The 24616-nt window shown below is 72.9% G+C and carries 26 protein-coding genes and 1 tRNA gene; 17 read left to right on the top strand and 10 right to left on the bottom strand.

The genetic code is table 11. From position 1 onward, the window contains the following. Positions 1 to 10 precede the first annotated feature (10 nt). The 3 genes from Sdi02f_RS14815 (at position 11) to Sdi02f_RS14825 (ending at position 3603) form a co-directional block, all read left to right on the top strand. On the top strand, positions 11 to 520 hold the full coding sequence (locus Sdi02f_RS14815; protein WP_051783841.1) for a phage tail protein: 510 nt from the start codon (positions 11 to 13) through the stop codon (positions 518 to 520). Then, complete coding sequence (locus Sdi02f_RS14820) at positions 517 to 1872, top strand: NADase-type glycan-binding domain-containing protein (protein WP_108933397.1); 1356 nt, start codon at positions 517 to 519, stop codon at positions 1870 to 1872. The genes Sdi02f_RS14815 and Sdi02f_RS14820 overlap by 4 nt, the downstream gene beginning before the upstream one ends. 102 nt (positions 1873 to 1974) lie before the next feature. Then, the gene (locus Sdi02f_RS14825; RefSeq protein WP_031086006.1) at positions 1975 to 3603 is read left to right on the top strand and encodes an alpha/beta hydrolase; all 1629 of its coding nucleotides are present in this window, start codon (positions 1975 to 1977) and stop codon (positions 3601 to 3603) included. 58 nt (positions 3604 to 3661) lie between these two features. Here Sdi02f_RS14825 and Sdi02f_RS14830 read toward each other — a convergent pair. Then, a tRNA-Thr gene (locus Sdi02f_RS14830) sits at positions 3662 to 3735 on the bottom strand. A gap of 219 nt (positions 3736 to 3954) precedes the next feature. Here Sdi02f_RS14830 and msiK point away from each other — a divergent pair. From msiK to Sdi02f_RS14845, 3 genes are all read left to right on the top strand, one after another. After that, positions 3955 to 5091: a diacetylchitobiose ABC transporter ATP-binding protein MsiK gene (gene msiK, locus Sdi02f_RS14835; protein WP_108933398.1), complete on the top strand. Its 1137-nt coding sequence runs from the start codon at positions 3955 to 3957 to the stop codon at positions 5089 to 5091. A 222-nt stretch (positions 5092 to 5313) separates the two neighbouring features. Further along, the gene (locus Sdi02f_RS14840; RefSeq protein WP_030403537.1) at positions 5314 to 5769 is read left to right on the top strand and encodes a hypothetical protein; all 456 of its coding nucleotides are present in this window, start codon (positions 5314 to 5316) and stop codon (positions 5767 to 5769) included. A gap of 45 nt (positions 5770 to 5814) precedes the next feature. After that, entirely contained in the window at positions 5815 to 6552 is a 738-nt protein-coding gene (locus tag Sdi02f_RS14845; protein WP_030403538.1) for a nucleotidyltransferase family protein, read from the top strand. 88 nt (positions 6553 to 6640) lie between these two features. Here Sdi02f_RS14845 and Sdi02f_RS14850 read toward each other — a convergent pair whose 3' ends face one another. From Sdi02f_RS14850 to Sdi02f_RS14880, 6 genes are all read right to left on the bottom strand, one after another. Further along, on the bottom strand, positions 6641 to 8353 hold the full coding sequence (locus Sdi02f_RS14850) for a DoxX family protein (protein WP_167458175.1): 1713 nt from the start codon (positions 8351 to 8353) through the stop codon (positions 6641 to 6643). 117 nt (positions 8354 to 8470) lie between these two features. Continuing rightward, positions 8471 to 9412: a 23S rRNA (guanosine(2251)-2'-O)-methyltransferase RlmB gene (gene rlmB / locus Sdi02f_RS14855; protein WP_030403540.1), complete on the bottom strand. Its 942-nt coding sequence runs from the start codon at positions 9410 to 9412 to the stop codon at positions 8471 to 8473. A gap of 132 nt (positions 9413 to 9544) precedes the next feature. Beyond that, the gene (gene cysS, locus Sdi02f_RS14860; protein WP_031086010.1) at positions 9545 to 10945 is read right to left on the bottom strand and encodes a cysteine--tRNA ligase; all 1401 of its coding nucleotides are present in this window, start codon (positions 10943 to 10945) and stop codon (positions 9545 to 9547) included. A 307-nt stretch (positions 10946 to 11252) separates the two neighbouring features. Beyond that, entirely contained in the window at positions 11253 to 11756 is a 504-nt protein-coding gene (gene ispF, locus Sdi02f_RS14865; RefSeq protein WP_031086012.1) for a 2-C-methyl-D-erythritol 2,4-cyclodiphosphate synthase, read from the bottom strand. After that, the gene (gene ispD / locus Sdi02f_RS14870; protein ID WP_031086014.1) at positions 11746 to 12546 is read right to left on the bottom strand and encodes a 2-C-methyl-D-erythritol 4-phosphate cytidylyltransferase; all 801 of its coding nucleotides are present in this window, start codon (positions 12544 to 12546) and stop codon (positions 11746 to 11748) included. The genes ispF and ispD overlap by 11 nt, the downstream gene beginning before the upstream one ends. A 317-nt stretch (positions 12547 to 12863) precedes the next feature. After that, on the bottom strand, positions 12864 to 13346 hold the full coding sequence (locus Sdi02f_RS14880) for a CarD family transcriptional regulator (protein ID WP_003953493.1): 483 nt from the start codon (positions 13344 to 13346) through the stop codon (positions 12864 to 12866). Positions 13347 to 14046: 700 nt separating this feature from the next. On the opposite strand from Sdi02f_RS14880, the gene Sdi02f_RS14890 reads away from it, so the two are divergent. Beyond that, positions 14047 to 14745, top strand: a complete 699-nt coding sequence (locus tag Sdi02f_RS14890; RefSeq protein WP_030403544.1) for a copper chaperone PCu(A)C domain-containing protein — start codon at positions 14047 to 14049, stop codon at positions 14743 to 14745. Positions 14746 to 14824: 79 nt separating this feature from the next. Here Sdi02f_RS14890 and phoP read toward each other — a convergent pair whose 3' ends face one another. Further along, positions 14825 to 15496 (bottom strand): two-component system response regulator PhoP, encoded by a 672-nt coding sequence (gene phoP, locus Sdi02f_RS14895; RefSeq protein ID WP_465269179.1) that lies wholly within the window; start codon positions 15494 to 15496, stop codon positions 14825 to 14827. A gap of 5 nt (positions 15497 to 15501) precedes the next feature. Next, positions 15502 to 16782: a two-component system sensor histidine kinase PhoR gene (phoR, locus tag Sdi02f_RS14900; RefSeq protein WP_030403546.1), complete on the bottom strand. Its 1281-nt coding sequence runs from the start codon at positions 16780 to 16782 to the stop codon at positions 15502 to 15504. A 214-nt stretch (positions 16783 to 16996) separates the two neighbouring features. On the opposite strand from phoR, the gene phoU reads away from it, so the two are divergent. The 8 genes from phoU (at position 16997) to Sdi02f_RS14940 (ending at position 22151) form a co-directional block, all read left to right on the top strand. Continuing rightward, positions 16997 to 17686, top strand: a complete 690-nt coding sequence (gene phoU / locus Sdi02f_RS14905) for a phosphate signaling complex protein PhoU (RefSeq protein WP_030403547.1) — start codon at positions 16997 to 16999, stop codon at positions 17684 to 17686. 120 nt (positions 17687 to 17806) lie between these two features. Then, on the top strand, positions 17807 to 17962 hold the full coding sequence (locus Sdi02f_RS14910; protein ID WP_167458176.1) for a hypothetical protein: 156 nt from the start codon (positions 17807 to 17809) through the stop codon (positions 17960 to 17962). Positions 17963 to 18114: 152 nt separating this feature from the next. Continuing rightward, positions 18115 to 18495 (top strand): SCO4225 family membrane protein, encoded by a 381-nt coding sequence (locus Sdi02f_RS14915; RefSeq protein WP_108933400.1) that lies wholly within the window; start codon positions 18115 to 18117, stop codon positions 18493 to 18495. Positions 18496 to 18545: 50 nt separating this feature from the next. Then, the gene (locus Sdi02f_RS14920; RefSeq protein WP_108933401.1) at positions 18546 to 19811 is read left to right on the top strand and encodes a lanthionine synthetase LanC family protein; all 1266 of its coding nucleotides are present in this window, start codon (positions 18546 to 18548) and stop codon (positions 19809 to 19811) included. A gap of 94 nt (positions 19812 to 19905) precedes the next feature. Further along, positions 19906 to 20775 carry an AraC family transcriptional regulator gene (locus Sdi02f_RS14925; protein ID WP_053638694.1) on the top strand — a complete coding sequence of 290 codons (870 nt, stop codon included), beginning with the start codon at positions 19906 to 19908 and terminating at the stop codon, positions 20773 to 20775. Positions 20776 to 20826: 51 nt separating this feature from the next. Continuing rightward, the gene (locus Sdi02f_RS14930; RefSeq protein ID WP_108933402.1) at positions 20827 to 21225 is read left to right on the top strand and encodes a cupin domain-containing protein; all 399 of its coding nucleotides are present in this window, start codon (positions 20827 to 20829) and stop codon (positions 21223 to 21225) included. A gap of 108 nt (positions 21226 to 21333) precedes the next feature. Further along, entirely contained in the window at positions 21334 to 21825 is a 492-nt protein-coding gene (locus tag Sdi02f_RS14935) for a hypothetical protein (protein WP_108933403.1), read from the top strand. Next, positions 21822 to 22151, top strand: coding sequence for a transcriptional regulator (locus Sdi02f_RS14940; RefSeq protein ID WP_382143935.1), 330 nt, complete (start codon positions 21822 to 21824; stop codon positions 22149 to 22151). Before Sdi02f_RS14935 ends, Sdi02f_RS14940 begins: the two co-directional genes overlap by 4 nt. Positions 22152 to 22220: 69 nt before the next feature. Here the strand turns inward: Sdi02f_RS14940 and Sdi02f_RS14945 are convergent, their stop codons facing one another. Then, positions 22221 to 22721, bottom strand: a complete 501-nt coding sequence (locus Sdi02f_RS14945) for a GNAT family N-acetyltransferase (protein WP_108933404.1) — start codon at positions 22719 to 22721, stop codon at positions 22221 to 22223. A gap of 235 nt (positions 22722 to 22956) precedes the next feature. On the opposite strand from Sdi02f_RS14945, the gene Sdi02f_RS36855 reads away from it, so the two are divergent. Together Sdi02f_RS36855 and fmdA are read left to right on the top strand one after the other, a co-directional pair. Further along, the gene (locus Sdi02f_RS36855; RefSeq protein WP_108933405.1) at positions 22957 to 23241 is read left to right on the top strand and encodes an FmdB family zinc ribbon protein; all 285 of its coding nucleotides are present in this window, start codon (positions 22957 to 22959) and stop codon (positions 23239 to 23241) included. A 21-nt stretch (positions 23242 to 23262) separates the two neighbouring features. Beyond that, positions 23263 to 24507: a formamidase gene (gene fmdA, locus Sdi02f_RS14955; protein ID WP_031186190.1), complete on the top strand. Its 1245-nt coding sequence runs from the start codon at positions 23263 to 23265 to the stop codon at positions 24505 to 24507. The last annotated feature ends 109 nt before the right edge of the window (positions 24508 to 24616 follow it).

Genomic DNA, 24616 nt, shown 5'->3' on the forward strand with positions numbered 1-24616 from the left:
CATCGCCTCCATGCTCCCGGCCGTCTTCGCCGACGACGACCTCGCGCTGCGCTTCGTCGGCGGACTCGACGACGTCCTCGCCCCCATCCTCAGCGTCCTGGACTGCCTCGACACCTACTTCGACCCCGCCCTCACCCCGGCCGACTTCGCCCAGTGGCTCGGCACCTGGGTCGGTGCCGAAACCGACGGCACCGAACCCGAGGACCGGCTGCGCGCCGCCGTCGCCGCCGCCACCCGCCTGCACCGCGTACGCGGCACCCGGCAAGGACTCTCCGAAGCCGTACGGCTGGCCTTCGGCGTCGAACCGGAGATCACCGAGAGCGGCGGCGCCGCATGGAACGCCCGCCCCCTCGGCCCCTTCCCCGGCCGCCCCCGCCCCTACCTGCACGTCGCCCTCCGGCTGCCCGACCCGAAACCGGCCGACACCCACCGGCTGGACGCCCTCGTCGCCGCCGCCCGCCCCGCCCACATGCCCTACACGGTCGAAGTGACCGCCTCCGAAAGGACCCCGGAGAGATGACCACGCAGAACTGCGCCGAGTGCGGCACCCGCGCGGAACCGGGCCAGTCCTTCTGCGACGCGTGCGGCGCCGTACTGAGCTGGGACCAGGCCCGCGGCGCCCAGTCCGCCACCGCCAAGCCCGACCGCGGCCCCGCCTTCGACGCCTTCGGCAACGCCGGCGTCCCCCCGGCCCGCACCGACCGCCCCGCCACCGCGCCCGCACCCGACGAACCGGCCGCGGGCACCCCGGGCGACAGCCCCGCCCCGCCCCGGTCCCCCCACACGGCGGACACTCCGGACGCCCCGGACCCCGACGACGGCACCACGGCGGGCGGGGCCGGCCGACCCGCCGGCACCGGTGCTGGCACCGGCGCCGGCACCCGCACCGGCGAACCCGCCACCGACGAGACGGCCCCCACCGCCCCGGTGCCCGCCGCCGCGGCCCCGGGCGCCCTCACCGACACCATGTCCGACCGCGCCCGCTCCCTCCTCGTCCCCGTCGCCGACCCCGAGGCACCGGCCCCCACACCGCCCCCGGCCGTCGCCCCCGTCCTGCCCGGCCGCCCCGACGCCGACCGCCCCCAGGTCCGCGCCCCCGGCCACCAGCCCGACATCGCCAACGGCCCGCCCTGCCCCTGGTGCTCCACCCCCAACCGCCCCGACCGCCACTACTGCGCCCGCTGCGCCATGCCCCTCGCCGCGAGCAACGACCAGGACCCCGGACGCGCCCCCTGGTGGCGCCGCCTCTTCGGCGGACGACGCCGGGAAACCCCCTGGGCCGGCGACCGCCCCCGCCTGCGCCGCGTCTTCGACCGCATCGGCACCTGGATCACCATCGCGGTCGTCGGCTCCCTCGCCGTCCTCGGCTTCGTCTACGTCCCCGACGGCATCGACAACACCCGCGACCACTTCGCCAAGCGCGCCCCCGTCTCCCCCGACGGCATCAAGGCCTCGCACTCCTTCCCCGGCCACAAGCCCGAACTCCTCATCGACAAGCTCAGCAACACCTGGTGGGGCCCCGGCATCTCGGAGTCCGGCCAGGGCGAATGGGTCGAGGCCACCTTCACCGAGCCGACCCGCCTGCTGGACGTGATCATCACGCCCGGCGTCTCCTCCCGGGCCAACAAGCTCCAGGAATCGGCCCTGCCCCACCGCATCAAGGCGACCATCACCATGAAGGACGGCTCGATCAAGACCCGCGACCTCACCCTCGACCAGGGCGCCGGCGGCCAGCGGCGCCCCTTCCGCGTCGGCGAGGTCACCAAGGTCCGCTTCACCATCGAGTCCGCCCACGCCGCCTCCGCCGACAAGCAGGTCGCCATCGCCGAGATCGAGTTCTTCGGCCCCTCCAGCGCCAACCGCTCCTCCTGACCCCGCCGGAGCCCCGCCGCCGGGCACACCCCGGCCGGCGGGGCCCCACCCGAACGGACGCCACACCATGCGTCCCCCGCCCGGCCGCCAGAGGCTGAGGCCATGCCCACAGCACGAGCGATATCCACCGCCGTCCTGCTGTCCACGGCCACCCTGCTCGCCTCGTCCCTGACGGCCTGCGCGCCGGCGGACCAGCAGCGCGACCGGCACCACGGCACCGGCGGCACCACCGACGCACAGGCCCTCACCAGCCTCCGCGACCAGTCCCTCGACTGGAAACCCTGCCCCGCCCCCTCCCCCGCCCAGGGCGGCGGCAAGGCCCCCGCGGCCCTCCCCGACGGCACCCGGTGGCAATGCGCCACCCTGCGCACGCCGTTGGACTGGAAGAACCCCTCCGGCGACGCCATCGGCCTCGCCCTGGTCCGGGCCCGCTCCAGCGGCACCCCCGACGACCGGATCGGCTCCCTCCTCTTCAACTTCGGCGGCCCCGGCGGCTCCGGCGTCGCCACCCTCCCCGGCCTCGCCGCCGACTACGAAAAGCTCCGCACCCGCTACGACCTCGTCAGCTTCGACCCCCGCGGCGTCGGCAACAGCGCCCCCGTCCGCTGCCACGACGCCGGCCTCCCCGACGAGGACGACATCGACCACACCCCCGACGACGGCACCGCCGAGACCGACGCCCTCGTCCGGTTCAACCGCGCGACGGCAGCCGCCTGCGAGAAGAACTCCGGCGACGTCCTCCCCCACGTCGGCACCACCCAGGCCGCCCAGGACCTGGACCTCCTCCGCCACGTCCTCGGCGACGCCCGGCTGCACTACTTCGGCATCTCCTACGGCACCGAACTCGGCGGCGTCTACGCCCACTTGTTCCCGGACCACGTGGGCCGCGCCGTACTCGACGGCGTCGTCGACCCCACCCACGACACCATGCAGGAAGCCCTCGCCCAGGCCCGGGGCTTCCAGCTCGCCTTCGAGCACTTCGCCACCTGGTGCGCCCGGCAGGGCTGCGCGCTCGGCGACGACGCCGAGGACATCGTGAAACTCGCCGTCGCCCTCGAAGCGGCCCTCGACGACACCCCGCTGCCCACCCCCGACGGCGGCGCACTCGACGGCGACGCCCTCATCGACGCCATCAGCGGCGCCCTGTACCGCCAGGACTACTGGCCCGCCCTCCGCGTGGGCCTGGAAGCCGCCGCCGACGACAACGCCGACGTCCTCCACGACCTCGCCGAAGCCCTCGGCCAGCGCGGCAGGGGCGGCGCCCCGGACGACGACGACCACCCGAGCAACGAGGACGACGCCTTCAGAGCCATCACCTGCGACGACTCCAGCAACCGCTACACCGTCGCCGACGTGCGGTCCCGCCTGCCCGACTTCCTCGAAGCCTCCCCGCTCTTCGGACCCGGCCTCGCCTGGAGCGCCCTCACCTGCGACGGCTGGCCCGTCCCCGGCACCGCCCCGCACCCCGAGGTCAGCGCCCCCGGCGCACCCCCGGTCCTCCTCGTCGGCAACACCGGCGACCCCGCCACCCCGTACGAGGGCGCGGCCCGCATGGCGGAACGCCTCGGCGAGAAGGTGGGCGTGGAGCTGACCTACCGGGGCGAGGGCCACGGCGCCTACGACAGCGGCAACGACTGCGTCCGGAACGCGGTCGACACCTACCTCCTGACCGGCAAGCTCCCCGCCCCCGACACGATCTGCGAGGCGGACCCGCTCCCGAAGGGCAAGTAGCGGCACCCACGCGAAACGCCCCCGCGATCCGAGATCGCGGGGGCGTTTCCCCTGGCAGAGCCCCCTGTCGGATTCGAACCGACGACCTACGCATTACAAGTGCGTTGCTCTGGCCATCTGAGCTAAGGAGGCACGCGCGCGGCGGGCGCGCGCAGGCTGCACCACTGTACACAGAGCAGGTGAACGATGTGATTCGAGAATTCCGGCGAAGTTCACAGGCCCCCAGCTACTGACAGATCAGGTGAACGCCGGGTACCGTCCTGCTCAGCTTCACCCGTGTGGACTACACCACCACCTTCCTACAACGGATCGTCCGGCACGTTCCTGCCGGTAGAAGGGGGCCCATTCACCATGGCCACTGTTACGTTCGACAAGGCGACCCGTGTGTACCCGGGTTCCACCAAGCCCGCCGTCGACGGTCTCGACATCGACATCGCGGACGGCGAGTTCCTCGTCCTGGTCGGTCCCTCCGGTTGTGGCAAGTCCACCTCGCTCCGCATGCTCGCGGGGCTCGAGGACGTGAACGGCGGCGCCATCCGCATCGGTGACCGCGACGTGACGCACCTGCCGCCGAAGGACCGGGACATCGCCATGGTGTTCCAGAACTACGCGCTGTACCCGCACATGACGGTCGCCGACAACATGGGCTTCGCGCTCAAGATCGCCGGCGTCAACAAGGCGGAGATCCGGCAGAAGGTCGAGGAGGCCGCGAAGATCCTCGACCTCACCGAGTACCTGGACCGCAAGCCGAAGGCGCTCTCCGGCGGTCAGCGCCAGCGTGTGGCGATGGGCCGCGCGATCGTGCGTGAGCCGCAGGTGTTCCTCATGGACGAGCCGCTGTCCAACCTGGACGCCAAGCTCCGCGTCTCCACCCGCACGCAGATCGCCTCGCTCCAGCGCCGTCTGGGCATCACCACCGTCTACGTCACCCACGACCAGGTCGAGGCCATGACGATGGGCGACCGCGTGGCGGTCCTCAAGGACGGTCTGCTCCAGCAGGTCGACACCCCGCGGAACATGTACGACAAGCCCGCGAACCTCTTCGTCGCCGGCTTCATCGGCTCCCCGGCGATGAACCTGGTCGAGGTCCCGATCACCGACGGCGGCGTGAAGTTCGGCAACAGCGTCGTCCCGGTCAACCGCGACGCCCTGAAGGCCGCCGCCGACAAGGGCGACCGCACGGTCACCGTCGGTGTGCGCCCCGAGCACTTCGACGTGGTGGAGCTGGACGGCGGCGCCGCCAAGACCCTGTCGAAGGACTCGGCGGACGCCCCGGCGGGCCTCGCGGTCTCGGTGAACGTCGTGGAGGAGACCGGCGCCGACGGCTACATCTACGGCACGGTCGAGGTCGGCGGCGAGACGACGGACCTCGTGGTCCGCGTCAGCAGCCGCGCGGTGCCGGAGAAGGGCGCGACCGTCCACGTCGTGCCGCGTCCGGGCGAGACCCACGTGTTCTCGACCTCCACGGGCGAGCGTCTCACCGACTGAGAAACCACGCGACCGGGTGATTTCACCCGCGTTGACGAAAAGAGCCCCGCGGCCTGCTGCGGGGCTCTTTTCGTTGTCGACAAATACCCCGGCACACCGGACGTTTCGACCGGTGTTCGTCAATCCCCTATCCCTTTCGCGGGGACTCTTCATCCCCCGAAAGGGTGACTAAATGTCGCCAAATCATTACCGGGCGCTACCCTCACTCGCGTGAAGCACTCCGTGAAGCACTCCACCACCCGACAGACGCGACGCGGCCGGGGCCCCGCCCGCCGGATCGGCCGCTCTCTCGCCTTCGTCCTGCCCGTCGTCCTGGTGCTCTCCGGGACTCTCGCGGTCACCCGCGTCGACTGGTCCGGGGATCCCTCGGACTCGGTGCTCGCCGCGTCGGAGGCCTCCTCGGCCAAGGCGTCCACCGCCCGCGCCGCCCGCGCCCCGCACGAGGTGCTGCGCGACCGGCTGCTGACCGAGCTGCAGGAGGAGGACCCGGGCGTCGCGCTGACCCACCTCCAGCAGGCGGTGAACGAGCGTCCGTCGCTGGCCGACCACTGCGCGACCATCGCCCGCGCGCTGGGCCGCGCCGCGGTGAAGGTGTACGGCCCGACACGCGCCCAGTCCTACGCCCGTCCCGTCTGCGACACCGCCTTCGCCTCGGGCGTGCTGGCCGCGCACGGCTAGGACCTGTCGGCCGGAGGCGGGCGGGGCGCCGCGTACAGTTCGGGCATGACCGATCCGAACGCCGCGTCCCGCCGCCCCGTTCAAGCCGTCGTCCTGGCCGGCGGGCAGGGTTCCCGGCTGCGCCCCTACACCGACGACCGGCCCAAGCCCATGGTCGAGATCCCGGGCACCGGGACTCCGATCATCGGCCATCAGCTCGCCTGGCTCGCCGAGGAGGGCGTCACCGACGTCGTGGTCTCCTGCGGCCATCTCGCCGAGGTGCTGCAGAAGTGGCTGGAGAGCGCCGACCTGCCCCTCTCCGTCACCACCGTCGTGGAGACCGAACCGCTCGGCCGCGGCGGCGGCCTCCGCTACGCCGCCGCCCACCTCCCGCACCCCGACCGGTCCTGGTACGCGACCAACGGCGACATCTGGACCCGCTTCTCGCTGCGCGACATGGCCGACTTCCACGCCGAGCGGGGCGCCGTCGCGACCCTCGCCCTGGCCCGTCCGCGGCTGCCCTGGGGCGCCGTGCAGACGGACGGCTTCGGCCACATCACCGACTTCATCGAGGCGCCGCCGTCGACGTTCGAGATCAACGCGGGCGTGTACGTCTTCTCGCCGGAGTTCGCCGCGATGCTCCCGGAGCGCGGCGACCACGAGCGCACCACCTTCCCCCGCCTGGCCCGCGAACGCCGCCTGGCCGGCTTCCCGATCCCGCAGGGCTCCTACTGGCGGGCGATCGACACCGCGAAGGACCTGACGGAGGCGGCCAGGGAACTGGCGGCCCTGGCCGGCCGCTGAGGGCCTTCCGCGCGCAGGCGTACGGCAGCAGGGCCCCGCACATCGGGTGCGGGGCCCTGCTGCCGTGTGCGCGGGCGCGGCTGCCCGCTCAGCCCAACAGGCCGCCCACCAGGCGTCCGCCCGGCTCTCCGGTGGAGGACGAGCCGCCGTCGCCGCCGCCGTCGGTGTCGTCTGCGGAGCCGCCGGTGCCGCCGGTCGAGGTGCCGCCGGCGGTCGGGCCCGACGTGGTGCTCGGGGCCTGGCCGGCCGGGGAGGACTGCCGCTGGGGCGGGGCCTGGCCCGTGGTGCCCTGGGTCTGGCTCGGTGCACCGCCGCCGGTGGCGCTGCCGCTGTCCCGGGTCGCTCCCGGAGTGGTCGCGGACTCCCGGGAGGGGGTGGCCGCGTCGCCGGTGGCGCCCTGGGTGGGCGAGGCGGACGCCTCCGCCGGGGAAGAGGTCTTCGGCTTGCCGGTGCCGGGCTCCTGCGGGAGCGGCGAGCCAGGCAGTTCGTTGCGCGGGGCCTCGCCGGGCCCGGGGACGACCACGCGGTCGGCATCCCGGACGGCACCGCCGAGGACGGAGCCGACGAGGAGGGTGACCCCGGCGACGAGGAAGGTGACGAGGGCGCCGCGGCGCAGGACGTAGCGGCGCAGGTCCCAGATGTCGGAGCGGGGGCCGAGGCGCCGCCAGGCGCTGCTCGCGAGCCTGCCGTCCACGGAGTAGACGGGCGCCCCCGCGATGATCAGCGGGGACCAGGCGGCGAGGTAGATGATGTCGGGCGCGTCGTAGGCCGGGACGCTCTTCCAGCTCACGGTGACGAGGAGCGCGGCGGACAGGCCGGCGCCGACGACGGCGGCCACCCGCTGCCAGCAGCCGAGGACGGTCAGGACGCCGACCAGCACCTGGAGGAAGGCGATGACGAGTCCGGCGCCCACGGGGTGGGCGAGGGCGAACTGGCGCAGCGGTTCGGCGACGTCCCAGGGGTGCAGGGTGTTGAGCCACTTGACCATGGAGCCGCGTTCGCCGCCGTCGAAGTAGACGGGGTCGCAGAGCTTGCCCATGCCGGCGTAGATGGAGATGAAGCCGAGGAAGACGCGCAGGGGCAGCAGGACGACGCCGAGGTTCATACGGCGGCCGGGGAAGTAGGCGTGGCGCGCCGGGTCGTCGGTGCGGCGCCTGCTGCGGGGCTCGCCCTGGTCCGGGTCGTCGTGCCCGGCGTAGTCGTCGGGGCGGTGTCCGTCGTCGTGGTGGCCGTCGGGTCCGGTCCCGAAGTCCAGTGTGTCGTAGCCGGGCTCGTCGTAGGCGCTGCCCACGGGGCGCATGGCGGGCAGCAGCCGGGTGCCCTCGGGGACGGGGCCGCGCTGGGCGCCGACGAGGGGGGTCTCCAGCGTCTGGGTGGCGGGGCCGTCGTCGTAGTCGAGGGGGCCGCCGTCCAGGTCGACCCGGGGGATGACCTGGGTGGCCCCGGCGTCGGCGGCCGCGTCGTCCCCGGCGTGGTGACCGGCTCCCGCCCGCACCGCCTGGAGCAGCCGGTGCGCGCCGGTGTCGTCCGGGTCGGAGCGCCCGCTCCACACGACGGGGCGGCGGCGGCCCGGGGCTGCGGGCATGCGGGCGGTGTTCTGGGTGGCGCTCAGGTGCCGCGCGATCCGCGGGGACTGGGTCCGCCGCGCGGAGGCACCGAACTGCACGCGGAAACTCGCGTGGTTGACGATGACCTGGGCCGGATCGCTCGGCACCTTCACCATGCTCAGCGCGGGAGCGTCGTCGTATCCCGACGAGCGGTCCCCCGTGGGTGTGCGGGGTGTTCTGGTGTCCACACTCATCTAACCGAGTGATGTGTCGTTAGGACACTGCCTTGACCGCCCCGATCTGTCCGGACCGCGTCAAGCATGTCCGGACAGCCTCGAACGCCCCGTTCGAGCTATATGGCGAACGCTTGTTCAGGAGCGCCGACGCGCCGCCTCGTACAGCACGATCCCCGCCGCCACACCGGCGTTCAGCGACTCCGCGCCGCCCGGCATCGGGATCCGCACCCGGACGTCGCAGGTCTCGCCGACGAGCCGGGACAGGCCCTTGCCCTCGCTGCCGACGACGACGACCAAGGGCCCGTCCAGGGCCTCCAGGTCGCCGAGTTCGGCCTCGCCGTCGGCGGCGAGGCCGACGACCGTGAGCCCGGCCTTCTGGTACGACTCCAGCGCCCGGGTGAGGTTGGTGGCGCGCGCCACCGGCGTACGGGCGGCCGTGCCGGCGGACGTCTTCCAGGCACCCGCCGTCATGCCGGCCGCGCGCCGCTCGGGCACGACGACGCCGTGACCGCCGAAGGCGGAGACGGAGCGGACGACGGCACCGAGGTTGCGCGGGTCGGTCACGCCGTCGAGGGCGACGATCAGCGGGTCGGCGCCCTCGTCGTGGGCGGCGGCGACCAGGTCCTCGGGGTGCGCGTACTCGTACGGCGGCACCTGGAGCACGAGCCCCTGGTGGTTCAGCCCGTTGGTCATCCGGTCCAGCTCGGGACGCGGGGCCTCCATGAGGTTGATCCCGCCGCGGTCGGCGGCGAGCTGGAGGGCTTCGCGCACCCGCTCGTCGTTGTCGATGAACTGCTGGACGTAGAGCGTGGAGGCGGGCACTCCCTCGCGCAGTGCCTCGTAGACCGGGTTGCGGCCGACGACCAGCTCGGACGTCGACCGGCCGCCGCCGCGCCGCGCCTGCGGGCGGCCCGTGGCGCGGCGCGCCTTGGCGTTGGCGGCGCGCTGCTTGGCGTGCCCCTTGCGCATCTCGGCGGGGGGCGTGGGCCCCTTGCCTTCCAGGCCCCGGCGTCGCTTGCCGCCGCTGCCGACCTGCGCGCCCTTCTTGCCGGACATGCGGCGGTTGTTCGCGGCCATGAGTTACCTGTCTCCGCTCTCTACGGGAGTGTGCGTGGTGCTTGGCGTGGTGTTGTGTCGTATGCAGTGTGCCGCCCGGAGGGCCGGGCGGCACAATCGATCTCCGGACCCGGCTCCCGCCGCCCCGCCGGGTCAGCGGGCGCCGAGGCTCCAGCGGGGTCCCTGCGGGCTGTCCTCGATGGCCAGTCCGGACTGGGCGAGCCGGTCGCGGATGGCGTCGGCGGTGGCCCAGTCCTTCCGCGCCCGCGCGGCCTCGCGCTGGTCGAGCACGAGCCGTACGAGGCTGTCGACGACGTGCCGCAGGTCCTCGCCCTGCTCCTGCTCCCCCGCCCACTGCGCGTCCAGCGGGTCCAGGCCCAGCACGCCGAGCATGGCCCGCACCTCGGCGAGGCGGGCGACGGCGGCCTCCTTGTCGTCGGCGGCCAGCGCGCTGTTGCCCTGCCGGACGGTGGTGTGCACGATCGCGAGCGCCTGCGGGACGCCCAGGTCGTCGTCCATCGCCTCGGCGAAGGCGGGCGGCACCTCGTCGGCGGGCTCGACGGCGTGGCCGGCCAGTTCGGTGACGCGCTGCGCGAAGCCCTCGATGCGCGCGTAGGCCGACTCGGCCTCGCGCAGGGACTCCTCGCTGTACTCGATGGTGGAGCGGTAGTGCGGGGTGCCGAGGTAGTACCGCAGCACGACCGGCCGCCACTTCTTCACCATCTCGCTGACGAGCACGCTGTTGCCGAGCGACTTGGACATCTTCTCGCCGCTCATGGTGACCCAGGCGTTGTGCACCCAGTAGCGGGCGAAGGCGTCGCCGAAGCCCTTGGCCTGGGCGATCTCGTTCTCGTGGTGGGGGAAGATCAGGTCGATCCCGCCGCCGTGGACGTCGAACTCCTCGCCCAGGTACTTGTGCGCCATGGCGGAGCACTCCAGGTGCCAGCCGGGCCGTCCCCGCCCCCACGGCGTCTCCCAGCTCGGCTCGCCGGGCTTGGCCGCCTTCCACATGGCGAAGTCGCGCGGGTCCCGCTTGCCGGTCTCGCCCTCCCCGGCGGGCTGGCGCAGCTCGTCGAGGTCCTGGTTGGACAGCGACAGGTAGCCCGGCAGGGACCGTACGTCGAAGTAGACGTTGCCGTCGGCCTCGTAGGCGTGGCCGCGCTCGATGAGGCCGCGCATCATCTCGACCATCTCGGTGATGTGGCCGGTGGCGCGCGGTTCGTAGGTGGGCGGCAGGCAGCCGAGGGCGTCGTAGGCGTCGTTGAACGCCCGCTCGTTCTCGTACCCGATGGACCACCAGGGGCGGTTCTGCTCGGCCGCCTTCTTGATGATCTTGTCGTCGATGTCGGTGACGTTGCGGACGAAGGTGACGTCGTAGCCGCGGTAGGCGAACCAGCGGCGCATGATGTCGAAGTTCAGTCCCGACCGGACGTGCCCGATGTGCGGGGCCGCCTGCACGGTGGCACCGCACAGGTAGATCGAGACACAGCCCGGCGTGAGGGGGGCGAAGTCACGAATCTGCCGGGCGCTGGTGTCGTACAGGCGAATAGTCACGAGTCCAGGGTAGTAGGCCCCGGACAGTGCCCAGGGCGCACATACCGGTTGTTGCCGGACCGAGTCGCAACCGGTGCACCGCCCCCCTCCCCCACCGGGGCCGATACGCCGTCGGACAACCGCTCGACCGACCGGGCCGGAACCGTGCGCGGCACCCACCTGGCCGCCCGCGCCGGAACACCGAGCGGCACCCACCTGGCCGACCGGACCAGAACCCCGAGGGGCACCCACCTGGCCGCCCGGACCAGAACCCCGAGCGGCACCCTCCTGGCCGCCCGAGCCGCGTGGCGGGTGGGCGGCCCGCCGTCTAACCCGCTCGCACGACCAGCGCCGTGGCCACCGCCATCAGCCCTTCCCCCCGCCCGGGGAACCCCAGCCCGTCCGTCGTCGCCCCCGACACGGACACCGGCGCTCCCACGGCTCCGGACAGCACCGCCTCCGCCTCCCCCCGCCGCTTCCCGATCTTCGGCCGCGCGCCCACCACCTGCACCGCGACGTTCCCGATCCGGAACCCCGCCTCCCGCACGATCCGCGCGGCCTCCGTCAGCAACGTCACCCCGGACGCCCCCGACCACTCCGGCCGCCCGGTGCCGAAGTGCTGCCCCAGGTCCCCGAGCCCCGCCGCGGAGAACAGCGCGTTGCACGCCGCGTGCGCGACGACGTCCGCGTCGGAGTGCCCGGCGAGCCCCGGCCCCTCGCCCTCCCACTTCAGCCCCGCGCACCACAGCTCGCGCCCGTCCTCGAAGGCGTGGATGTCCGTACCGATCCCCACCTGCGGCAGCACGAGCCCCGCGTCCGCCTCAGAACCCATCGTTCAGCCTCCTGCGCGCCAGTACCGCCTCGGCGAGCACCAGGTCGAGCGGGCGCGTCACCTTGAACGCCTCCTCGTGTCCCGGCACCACCACCACCGTGAGCCCGAGCCGTTCGACCATGCTCGCGTCGTCGGTGACGTCGTCGGTCACCGTCCCGTGGGCCCGCACCAGCGTCGCGCGGTCGAATCCCTGCGGGGTCTGCACCGCGCGCAGCCGCGCCCGCTCCGGCGTCGCCACCACCGGCTCCGGCTCCCCCGGCGCCGCGGCGGGCTCGACCTGCTTGACGGTGTCGGCGAGCGGCACCGCCGGCACCACGGCGGGCGCGCCCTCCCGCACGGCGTCGATCACGGCGTCCACGGTGTCCACCGGCACCAGCGGCCGGGCGGCGTCGTGGACGAGGACGACGGCGTACTCGGGCGGCAGGGCGTCCAGGCCGCGCCGTACGGACTCCTGCCGGCTCTCGCCGCCGGGCACGACGAGGAAGTCGGTCCACTCGGGGAGCGCGTGCGTGTCGAGGAGGTTCTTGACCTCGGCCGCGCCGTCCGGCGGTGCGACGACCACGACGAGGGAGACCCCCCGGGAGGCGGCCATCGCCCGGACCGCGTGGATGAGCATGGGCGTGCCGCCCAGCGCGCGCAGCGCCTTGGGGGCGCCCGGGCCGAGCCGTACGCCCCGGCCCGCGGCCGGGATCACGGCGGCGGCCCTGGCGCGCGTGCGGTCCGCGGCCGGCGCCTCGGCATGCGCCGCGGCGGAGGTTTCGGTGGGCGAGGGACGCGATTCGTCAGACATCGGTTCCTGTCAGGTTTGTGTGCTCGACCTACGTGGGTATGGCCTCACCGTGCCGGGCGCGACGGCTTGACCGGACCCTTCCGTGACCCTGGTCGAGCCAGCAGCCCGGGCCCGGCACGCCAGGAACCGGGCGAGCCTTCCCGGGACGAGCGTACGAGGATCATGGTCGTCCGCACGCCCGGATGCCGGAAACGGGTGTCCGGGTACGAACATGCCGCAGCGCCCGGCGACAGCAAGGATGTCATCGGGCACCGCGGCATTTCAGTGCGCTGAACCGAGTGGCTGACGGTGTGCGCCTCGCCCCGGATCCAGTGGGCTCAGGAGGCGAGCACCTCGTCGAGCAGGGCCTCCGCCTTGTCCTCGTTGGTGTTCTCCGCGAGGGCCAGCTCGCTCACCAGGATCTGGCGGGCCTTGGCGAGCATGCGCTTCTCACCTGCGGAGAGTCCGCGCTCGCGCTCGCGCCGCCACAGGTCGCGCACGACTTCCGCGACCTTGATGACGTCGCCGGAGGCGAGCTTCTCCAGGTTTGCCTTGTAACGACGCGACCAGTTCGTGGGCTCCTCGGCGTACGGCGCGCGCAGCACCTCGAAGACCCGGTCCAGCCCGTCCTGACCGACCACATCACGCACGCCGACGAACTCCGCATTGTCCGCTGGCACACGTACCGTCAGGTCGCCCTGGGCGACCTTCAGCACCAAGTAGGTCTTGTCCACGCCTTTGATCTGGCGAGTTTCGATAGCCTCGATCAGCGCGGCCCCGTGATGGGGATAGACCACGGTGTCGCCAACCTTGAACGTCATGTGACAGGTACCCCTTCCGTGGCTATCCAGGGTAACACGGAAACGGCGTCTTCTGAATGGCGTTTTCGCAGGTCAGGGCATATCTCGGGGCTTGACAACAGCAACAGGAACGTGCTGCGCGGGGCGAGCGGAAGAAAGTATTCGCAGGTCGGAGCGGCTGTCCAGGGCGGGCGAAACACGCACGTCACACACGTCCGGGGCCCGCGCCACGCGCCCGAAGGTCCCGATATGTCCGGTTCCACGCGTGCGACTTCCGCTACTCCGTTCGGTGGCCGCGGCGGGGTTCCGGACGAATCCCGAATTGATCACGACACGCTCCGCCCGGCGCGTCGGTGATCAATTCCACGGCCCGCCGGCGCATTCCTTCACCGGCATTTCGCACACCGATCCACGGCCGGTATGGCGGAGGGCCGCATAGCTGAATGTCGGACGAGTACGAGCGGCAAAACGACGCACGGAACGACCGTGAAGCGTGCCCGAACCCCGCCCGAACCCCGCTCGAACCCCGCTTGGACCGCACCCGCACCGCGCTCCGGCCCCGCCCGCGTCCTACCGCCTGCCGGGCGACGCCGGGCGTCTTCGGGGAGGGTCGGGTGCGGCAGCCGGAGAACGGCTCGGTAGCCTAAGGCCGCTGACAGCCACTTAGGGCGGCTTTATCCGTTGCCGCCACCACGCTCGAGTCCAAGGAGTTGCCGCCGCCGTGAGCAGCAGCCTTCGACGCGGTGCCCTCGCCGCCGCCGCCATCGCGTTCTCGATCGCCTCGCTCGCCGCGTGCGGTGCCGGTCACAACGCCCAGACGCTGGATATCAAGCCGGATCACGCTGCGACGACCGTCGGTGACATCGAGGTCCAGAACGCGGTCGTCATCACGCAGCCCGATCTGAAGTCGACCGGCCCGGCCGTGGTCGCCGTCACCCTGTTCAACAACGGCCGGTCGGACCAGACCCTCGAGTCCATCACCGTCCCGGGCGGCGGCAAGACCGCCGAGCTGAAGCCCGCCAAGGGCGGGAAGGGCAACCTGGTCGTCCCGGCCGGCGGCTCCCTGATCCTCGGCGGCAAGGACAACGCCGCCGCGGTCCTGCCCAGCAGCCGCGAGGCGGTCCAGGACGGCAACGCGCAGAAGATCACCTTCACATTCAGCAAGACCGGCGAGGTGAGCCTGCGCGCCCTGGTCGTCCCGGCCGAGAGCTACTTCTCCGAGTGGGGCCCGAGCGACGTCCCCTCGGCCCCGGGCGCGACGCCCTCCGACGACGCCTCCGGCCAGGCCTCCGCCGACGCCTCGGGCGAGCCGTCCGACGGCGCCTCCTCGGGCGCCCCCTCGACCGGCGAGTCCGGCGCCCCGGCCGACGGCACCTCCCAGGAGAACGGCACCGGCACGGACGCCGAAGCCGGCCACTGACCGCCGTACGCGACCACGCCGAAGGGCGGGACCTCTGCGTGAGGTCCCGCCCTTCGTCACGTCCGGCCCGTGGACCGGCCTACGGCTCGAACTTGTACCCCAGCCCGCGCACCGTCACCAGGTACCGCGGCGCGCCCGGGTCGGGCTCGATCTTGGCGCGCAGCCGCTTGACGTGGACGTCGAGGGTCTTGGTGTCACCGACGTAGTCGGCGCCCCACACCCGGTCGATGAGCTGCATGCGGGTCAGCACGCGGCCCGCGTTGCGCAGCAGCATCTCCAGCAGGTCGAACTCCTTGAGCGGCAGGTCGACCTTGGTGCCGCCGACGGTCACCACGTGCCGGTCGACGTCCATCCGGACGGGCCCGGCCTCCAGTGCGGCCGGGGCGACCTCCTCCGGCTCGCCGCGCCGGCGCAGTACGGCACGGATGCGGGCGACCAGCTCGCGGGAGGAGAAGGGCTTGGTGACGTAGTCGTCCGCCCCTATCTCCAGCCCGACGACCTTGTCGATCTCGCTGTCCTTGGCGGTCACCATGATCACGGGGACGTTGGAGCGGCCGCGCAGCTGGCGGCAGACCTCGGTGCCCGGCAGGCCGGGCAGCATCAGGTCGAGGAGCACGAGGTCGGCGCCGTTGCGCTCGAACTCGTCGAGTCCGTCGGGGCCGGTGGCCGCGACGGCGACCTCGAAGCCCTCCTTGCGGAGCATGTACGACAGGGCGTCGGAGAAGGACTCCTCGTCCTCGACGACGAGCACACGGGTCACGGAAGGACCTCCGGGGCGGGAAACGTTTCGTACGGGGATGTATGGGGGGAATGCGGGGATGAGGACGACCGCTCGGTCTCGTCGCTGAGCCCGGCGCGGTCGGACCGCTGCTGCGCGCGGTCGCGGGCCAGGCCCGCCTCCGGCAGTCGCAGGGTGAACGTGGAGCCCTGGCCTTCGGCGCTCCACACCGTGACCTCCCCGCCGTGCGAGGCGACCACGTGCTTGACGATCGCGAGACCCAGACCGGTGCCCCCGGTGGCCCGGGAGCGGGCCGGGTCGACGCGGTAGAAGCGCTCGAAGACGCGCTCCTTGTCCTTCTCCGAGATGCCGATGCCCTGGTCGGTCACGGCGATCTCGATCAGGTCGCCGCCGGTGGCGGCGACGCGGCGGGCGGCGATGCCGACGCGGGTGCGGGCCGGCGAGTAGTTGACGGCGTTCTCGACGAGGTTGCCGAGGGCGGCGGCGAGCTGGCCGCGGTTGCCGCGTACGTGCAGGTCCGCCGTGCCTCCGGCGGCCATGGTGATCTGCTTGGTGCCGGCCGCGTGCCGGCACCGGTCGATGGCCTCGTCGACCAGCTCGTCCACCCGGACGGGCTCGGCGTCGTCGAGGGGGTCGTCGTTCTGCACCCGCGAGAGGTCGATGAGCTCCTGCACGAGGTTGGTGAGCCGGGTCGCCTCGATCTGCATCCGTCCGGCGAACCGCTCCACGGCCTCCGGGTCGTCGGAGGCGTCCATGACGGCCTCGGACAGCAGCGAGAGCGCCCCCACCGGCGTCTTCAGCTCGTGGCTCACGTTGGCGACGAAGTCGCGCCGTACGGCTTCGATGCGGCGGGCCTCGGTGAGGTCCTCGACCAGCAGCAGCACCAGCCGGGAGCCGAGGGGCGCGACGCGTGCGGAGACGGCCAGGGCCTCCCCCCGCCCGTTGCCGCGCCGCGGCAGGTCCAGCTCGACCTGCCGTATCTCCCCGTCCCGCCGGGTGTCCCTGGCCATCTGCAGCATCGGCTCGACGGCGAGCTTGCCGCCCCGGACCAGGCCGAGGGCGTACGCCGCCGAGCTGGCCTTGACCACCGCGTCGGCCTCGTCGAGGACGACCGCGGAGGAGCGCAGTACGGACAGGACGGTGTCGACACCCGGCGGCAGCACCGGGTCCGTGTGCAGCGAGCTGCGCGTGGGGCGCTTCTGCTCCCGCTCGCTCCAGCGGAACGCCAGCACGGCGATGACACCGGTGAGCACTCCGGCGATCGCCGCCACTGCGGCGACCGCCGCGTTCACGTCCATGTCTCCAGGTTAGGCACGCCGAACGGCCGCGCCCCAGCCATCGGGGTGCGACCTCGAACACTCGTCGCCCAGAGTTCACCTTGGAGCCAGGGCCGGTTCACGTGGGGTGCCGGAAACGGACGCGTACGGGCCGGAACGTGTAAGCGTGGGGGCACGGCGAGGGGCACGAGGCCGCTCTTCGCGCCCTTAAACGGACGTACGAGAGGGAATCCTGATGCGGGACGCGTACCACGAGGAACTTGATTCGATCGGTGACGGTCTGGTGGAGATGGCCCGGCTGGTCGGGTCGGCCATCGGACGCGCCACGACCGCGATCCTCGACTCCGACCTCAAGCTGGCCGAGGCCGTCATCGAGGCGGACCAGAAGGTCGACGACCTCCAGCACGAGCTGGAGGCGCGGGCGATAACGCTGCTGGCCCGCCAGCAGCCGGTGGCGACGGACCTGCGCATCGTCGTCACCTCGCTGCGGATGTCGGCCGACCTGGAGCGCTCGGGCGACCTGGCCCAGCACGTGGCCAAGCTGGCCCGGCTGCGCTACCCGGAGCGCGCGGTGCCGCACGACCTGCACGCGACCATCCTGGAGATGGGCCAGCTCGCGCAGCGCCTGATGGCGAAGGCCGCCGAGGTGATCATCACCAAGGACGTCGACCTGGCGCTCCAGCTGGAGCAGGACGACGACGCGATGGACCTCCTGCACCGCACCCTCTTCCAGCACCTGATGGACGACCGCTGGAAGCACGGCATCGAGACGGCGGTCGACGTGACGCTGCTGGGCCGCTACTACGAGCGGTACGCCGACCACGCGGTCGCGGTCGCCAAGCGGGTGGTCTACCTGGTCACCGGCGAGCACGCGGACAACCTGCAGGCGGACATCCAGCCGGCGACGCAGGCCGAGGGGGCCTGAGCCGCGCGGGAGCGGGCCGGGGGCGCGCGTCCGCTCCAGTGCGCCGTTGATGCGACGGCCGCCGGGGGCGTGCAATGGACCCGCACACCCGGTCCCCGGCACCCGCTTCCAGGAGGAACCATGGCCGATTCCCCCAGCACGAAGCCCGACCCCGCACAGGAACGCCCCACCGAGCAGCCCGCCGAGATCCGCAGCCTGCCGCTGATCGCCGCGTGCGGCTGCGGCTCGGGCTGCGGCTGCGGCTGCCAGTCGGGCAGCCCCTGCCAGTGCGGCTGACGCGGTAGCGGTACGCCGTACTCAAGTCGTACGACCGTCCCTGAGTGCCGCGTCGTACGGCTTGAGTACGGGTACTCAGGCCCCCGAAACCGTTCCGTCCGACCCTGGAGACAGGAAGCCGGACGCACACGACCCCCGGGGGCCGAGACCTGATGACGAAGACCACCAGCCGGACACGCCTCAACCCGATACGCGCCGACCGGATGCGCGCCCTGGCCCGTCTGGCCGTCGCCAACCGCGTCTCGGCGGTCTACCTGGCCCTGGTCGGCGGGGCGACGGCGCTCGCCGCGGCGGAGCCCCTCTTCGGCTCCGGCCCCGACGCCTCCCTCGTCTGGGTCTGGCCGGCCCTGTTCACCTTCCCGGCCTTCGGTCTCGTGGCCTGGCTCGGCGAGGCGGGCTGGGGCGGCGACACCCCGACGTGGTTCTTCGTCGGCGGCATCGTGCTCTCGGCGCTGGTCCAGTCGCTGGCCCTGGGTGCCGTGTGGCAGACGCTGCGCGGACGGCGCACGCGGCACCTGACGCCGGCGAACTGACCGCGGCACCCCCCTGGGGCCGGGGAACACCCGGGTGCGAGAGTGGCCCCATGACGGCACCGGGAACCACGCTCGTGACGGCCGACGAGGTCGAGGACCTCGCGGTGGACGGGCTGCGGTGGCTGACGGGGACGGCGCGGGAAACCCCCGGCGGCGGTCTCGCCTGGCCGACGAAGCCCTCCGACGAAGCCGTGGAGCAGATGCTCTACGACGGCACGGCGGGCATCGTCCCGGTGTTCCTGGAGGCATGGCACCACTTCGGCGACGACGCCTACGCCGACACCGCCCTGCGCGCGGCCCGTTCCCTCGCGTCCTCGGTCGACAGCCTGGAGGACGATTCCCTGTACTTCGGCCGTACGGGACTGGCGCTGGTCCTGCGCGCCGTCCACGACGCCCTGGGCGACACGGCCGCGGGCGAGGCGGCGGACCGCGCCCTCCGCCTCGTCCGCTCCCGCTTCGACGGCACCCGCTGGGGCGAGCTGTTCGAGCTGATGGGCGGCAACGCGGGCATCGGCCTCGGCGCCCTGCTGGCCGGCGACCCCGACCTGGCCGTCCTGGCCGTGGAGCCGTACCTGCGCACGGCGGAACGGACGCCGAACGGCGTCCACTGGCCGCACCGCACAGGCGTCGAGGCCCGCCTGCACCACGTCTCGCACGGCACCCTCGGCATCGCCCTGGCCCTCGCCCGCGTCGGCGCGGCCACCGGCCGGGGCGATCTGCTCGACCTCGCGCTGTCCGCCGCGGCCGACGTCGTGTCCCGCGACTCGGCGGGCCCCGACGGCTTCCTGGCCCCGCACTCCACCCCGCAGTACCTCCCGGACCTCATCGACCCGGTCAGCTACGGCTGGTGCCACGGCCCGGCCGGCGACGCCCAGCTCTTCCGCACCCTGCGCGACGTCACGTCCGATGCCGCCTGGACCGCACTGGCCGACCGCTGCTGGCACACGGTCACCCACTCGGGCCTCCCCCGGCGGCTGCGCCCCGGCTTCTGGGACAACAACGGCCGCTGCTGCGGCACGGCGGGCGTCCTGGCCCTGGCCTGCGACCGGCTCGCCGAGCAGCGGGACGCGTCCGGTTTCGCCGGGGTCCTGGTCGCGGACCTGACCGCCCGCGCGACCCGGGACGCCGACGGCGCCCGCTGGTCGAACGTCGACTTCCGGTCCACGCCGGGCGACCTCGAACCGCGGACCGGCTGGGCGATGGGCGGCGCGGGCATCGTGCGCGAACTCCTGCGCCACGTCCGCCTGACCCGCGGAGGCGACCCCCGCTACGCCTTCACGTGGCCGGACCAGCCGCAGGTGTCCGCGCCCGCCTGACCGGAACGCCCGAACCCGGCCGACCGAACCGGTCCGCGGCGATCGGGCGCCGCGACGGCACCCGCTGCCACGGTGGACGCCGAAGGGAGGCCGCATGATCCCGGCACTGAACCGGCTCGTCGACCTGGTCGAGGAGCACCTCGGCGAGGAACCCGACGTACCCGCGCTGGCCGCGGGGCTCGGCACGACCGAGTACCACCTGCGGCGGATGTTCTCGTCGCTGGCGGGCATGCCGCTGTCGGAGTACGTCCGCCGGCGCCGCATGACCGTCGCCGCCGCCGACGTCGTACGGGGCGGCGACGACCTGCTGGGCATCGCCGTCCGGTACGGATACGGCTCGACGGAGGCGTTCGGGCGCGCGTTCCGGTCGGTGCACGGCGCCGCCCCGCGCGACGTACGCCGCGACGGCGGCCCCCTTCGGAGCCAACCGCAGCTCAGGTTCCGCCTGACCGTCGAAGGGAGCACCCCCATGGACACCCGTTTCACCGACCGCCCCGCCTTCCGCCTGATCGGCCACGCGGCCCGCGTCCCCCTCATCCACGAGGGCGTCAACCCGCACATCCGGCAGCACATCGCCGCACTCCCCCAGGAGGCCCACGTCCGCCTGAAGTCCCTCGGCGACACGGACCCGGCCGGACTGCTCCAGGTCTGCGACGACGTGGCCCAGGACGGCGCGGAGGGCACGGAGCTGACCTACCTCCACGGCGTGGCCGTCTCCGCCGGCACCCCCGCCCCCGACGACCTCGACGCCATCGAGGTCCCGGCGGGCACCTGGGCGGTCTTCCGCAGCTCGGGCCCCTACCCGGAATCCCTCCAGACCACCTGGGCGGCCACGGCGTCCGAGTGGTTCCCCTCCCACCCGTGGCGCCTGCGCCCCGGCCCGTCGATCGTGGCGGTCCTGGACCGAACGGCCGACTTCACGACGGCGACCACCGAACTGTGGCTGCCGGTGGAACCGGCCTGAAGGGGGGCGGCGCCCGCCCCCGGGCCGAGCGGGCTGCTAGCTTCCGGAGCCATGACGGACAGCGTGTACGTGGGCAACGCGGGCGAGGACGCGGCACTGGACCGGGGATGGCTGCTGGGGCACTTCAAGGACGCCTCCGATCCCCGGCACAGCGAGGACGTGGAGATCAAGTGGGGCGTCCACCCGAAGGGCGACGAGCGCGTCCACTGGGTCACCGGCGAGCAGCGCACCACGCTGCAGGTCCTGGTCAGCGGCCGCTTCCGGGTGGAACTGCCCGGCCGCAGCGTCGTCCTGGCCCGGCAGGGCGACTACGTCGTGTGGGGCCGGGGCGTCGACCACTCCTGGTACGCGGAGGAGGACGCGGTGGTGCTGACGGTGCGGTGGCCGTCCGTGCCCGGGTACGCGGTCGACGCCGGGAACGGCTCCGGGGCGCCGTCGGCGGGGAGCTGAGCCACTGAGCTGAACCACTCCCTCACTTGCCACATCGGAAACCCAAGACTTGCCACACCGGAAACCCAAGACTTTCCACACCGGAAACAAAAGGCTACTCTTTCCGGCATGGAAACAAACGGGGTCCCCCTGACGCCGGAGCAGGCCCGCGCCGCCCTGGCCGACACCGACCGCGTCCGGGCCTCGGCCACGGCGCTGGCGGCCACACCCTGGCCGACCTGGTTCTTCATCACGCTGACGCTCTACGTCGCCGCCCTCCCGGTCACCGTCGGAGGCATCGTGGCCGACCGGGACTGGCTGCTCCCGCGCCCCGCCTGGATGGCCGTGATGCTGGCGGCCACCGCCCTCTACGCGGCACTCCTCGCCGTCGCCTCGAAGTCGTGGCGCGAGAGGACCGGCGTGGCCCTGCGGCTGGACGTCCTGCCGAAGCGCGCGACCATGCCGCTCGCGGTCGGCCTGCCCCTCCTGCTGGTCGGCGGACCGTACGCCTTCCACGCCACGGGCCGGGCGGCCTGGCTGATCGCGTCCTCACTGATCGGCGCGGCCGTGTCCGTCGGCTTCCACCTGACCTTCGTACGCCTGCACCGGAGGTCCGCGTGAGCGCCGGCAGCGGCGACCCGGGCGACCCGATGGCGGGCTTCGACACCACCATCCACGCCCCGCACCGCCTGCGCATCTGCGCGCTGCTGGAGGGCGCCGGGGAGGCGGAGTTCGCCCTGGTCCAGAAGCAACTCGGCCTGTCCGCATCGGCGTTGAGCAAACACGTCACCGTACTGATGGACGCCGGCTACGCCGAACAACGCAAGGCCGTCCGCGACACCCGCCAACGCGTCTGGCTCCGCCTGACCAAGCAGGGCCACGCCGCGTACCAGGGCCACCTCGCGGCACTGCGCGCGATCGTGGAACCGCCGGACCCGGCACCCTGAGCCGACCGGACCGACCGGACCGGCTGGACCGGCTGGACCGGCTGGACCGACCGTGACCGACCGCGCCGCCTACGCCGGGACCACCAGGTCGCGCCGGTACCAGAGCCCGGTCTTCCCGCCGAGGTCGGCGGGACCGGCCGGCCCGACCGCGACGAACCCGGCCTTGGTCAGCACCTTCTGCGACGCCGGGTTGGCGTCGGCGGCGGCTGCCCGCAGCGTCCGCAGTCCGTGCCGCTCCGCCGCCAGCCGGCACACCTCCCGTACGGTCCCGGTCGCCACACCGCGCCCGGAGACTTCCCGCGCGACCCTGTACCCGAGGCCGGCGGAGCCCTCCGCGAGGTCGTACAGGTTGAACCGCCCCAGCACGCGACCGCCTTCTGCGACCAGCACGTAGAAGACGCAGACACCCGCCTCCTGCTCGGCGAGCAGGGCGCGGTACCGCTCTTCGAACCGCTCGAAGTACGCGTCGCCCCGATCGGGAACGGAGGCGGCGAAGTACGCACGGTTCGCCACCTCGAAGTCCAGGACCGCCTGGACATGACCGGCATCCAACTGCTCCAACTCGGGCACGCCGCGACTCTACGCAGCCGACGCGCCCCGGCGCACACGAGTTGGGCGCCGGAACCAGCGCGGGACCCCCATCTGCGCGCCGCCGTACCCGACAGAGTTACTCCGCACCGCGTCGCCCCGCCGCACCGCTGAACGAACATTATGGTCAAACCGCCACAAATCACTTCAGCGGCAGTGGGGGGGAAGCCCGCCCAGCACCACCCACCCCCGGCCCCCAGCGACGCGGAGGCACCCCATGGCGAGGTACGACTACACGTGCGGCCGGTGCGGCGTGTTCGAGGTCGTCCGCCCGATCGACGCCCCGACACCCGAGCCGCCGACGTGCGCCACCTGCGGCGGAGCGGCGACGCGTCTGTACGCCCCGCCTGCCCTCACCTCTCCCCGCTCCGCCCTGCGACGGGCACGCGACACCGCCGAGGCCAGCGCACACGAGCCGGCGGTACTGCACAGCCCGCCCGCACCACCCCGTCGCCCTGCTCGCCCACCGAATCCCCTGCACGCCCGCCTCCCCAAACCGTGACCGACAGGCAAGGAACGACAGATGCCCGAAGTGCTCTTCAGCGTCGACCAGTCCCGGTCGTTCTACGACCAGGCAGTCCCGCCGCACAACCGCTGGCACCCCGACATCCCGCCGGTGGCGACCGTCCGGCCCGGCGCCGAGTTCCGCCTCGAATGCCGCGAGTGGTTCGACGGCATGGTCCACAACGACGACTCCGCCAACGACATCCGCGACCTCGACCTCTCGATCGTCCACCCGCTGAGCGGACCGGTCGCCGTCGAGGGCGCGCAGCCCGGTGACCTGCTGGTGGTCGACATCCTCGACGTCGGCCCCGTCCCGCAGGAGACCGGCCCGGTCGCCGGCCAGGGCTGGGGCTACACGGGCATCTTCGCCAAGTCCAACGGCGGCGGTTTCCTCACCGAGCGCTTCCCGGACGCGTACAAGGCGGTCTGGGACTTCCACGGGCAGATCGCCACCTCCCGCCACCTGCCCGGCGTGCGCTTCACCGGCATCACCCACCCCGGCATGATCGGCACCGCCCCCTCGCACGACCTGCTCGCCCGGTGGAACGCCCGGGAGGCCGAGCTGATCGCGACCGATCCCGACCGGGTACCCCCGCTCGCGCTGCCGCCGGAACCGCAGCGGGCGCTCCTCGGCACGCTGGAGGGCGACGCGTTCGAACGCGCGGCACAGGAGGCGGCACGCACCGCGCCGCCGCGCGAGAACGGCGGCAACCAGGACATCAAGAACCTCACCCGCGGCGCCCGCATCTTCCTGCCGGTCTTCGTCGAGGGCGGCAAGCTCTCCGCCGGTGACCTGCACTTCAGCCAGGGCGACGGCGAGATCACCTTCTGCGGCGCGATCGAGATGGGCGGCTACCTCGACCTCGGCGTCGACCTCATCAAGGGCGGCATGCAGACCTACGGGGTGACGACGAACCCCGTCTTCTTCCCCGGCAACGTGGAGCCGCGCTACAGCGAGTTCCTCACCTTCGTCGGCATCTCCGTCGACGAGGACGGCCGCCAGCACTACCTCGACTCCCACCTCGCCTATCAGCGGGCCTGCCTGAACGCGATCGAGTACCTGACCAAGTTCGGCTACTCCCCCGAGCAGGCCTACCTGCTGCTCGGCGCCGCCCCGGTCGAAGGCCGTTTCAGCGGCGTGGTCGACATCCCCAACTCCTGCGCCACGCTCTACCTGCCCACCGCCATCTTCGACTTCGACATCCGCCCGTCCGCCAACGGCCCCCAGCACGCAAACCGGGGGAACTGCGCCCGCACGAGCTAGACCCCGGGTGCGGGGAGCGTCCGGGGATGACCGAAAACCAGCGACAGGTCCCCTCCCTCGGCGGGAGCACCGCAAGGAGGGGACATCGCCCTACCTGTTCGGTTGTCTG

This window comes from Streptomyces ardesiacus (assembly GCF_003112575.1).
In the GTDB taxonomy this organism is placed as follows: Bacteria; Actinomycetota; Actinomycetes; order Streptomycetales; family Streptomycetaceae; genus Streptomyces; species Streptomyces ardesiacus.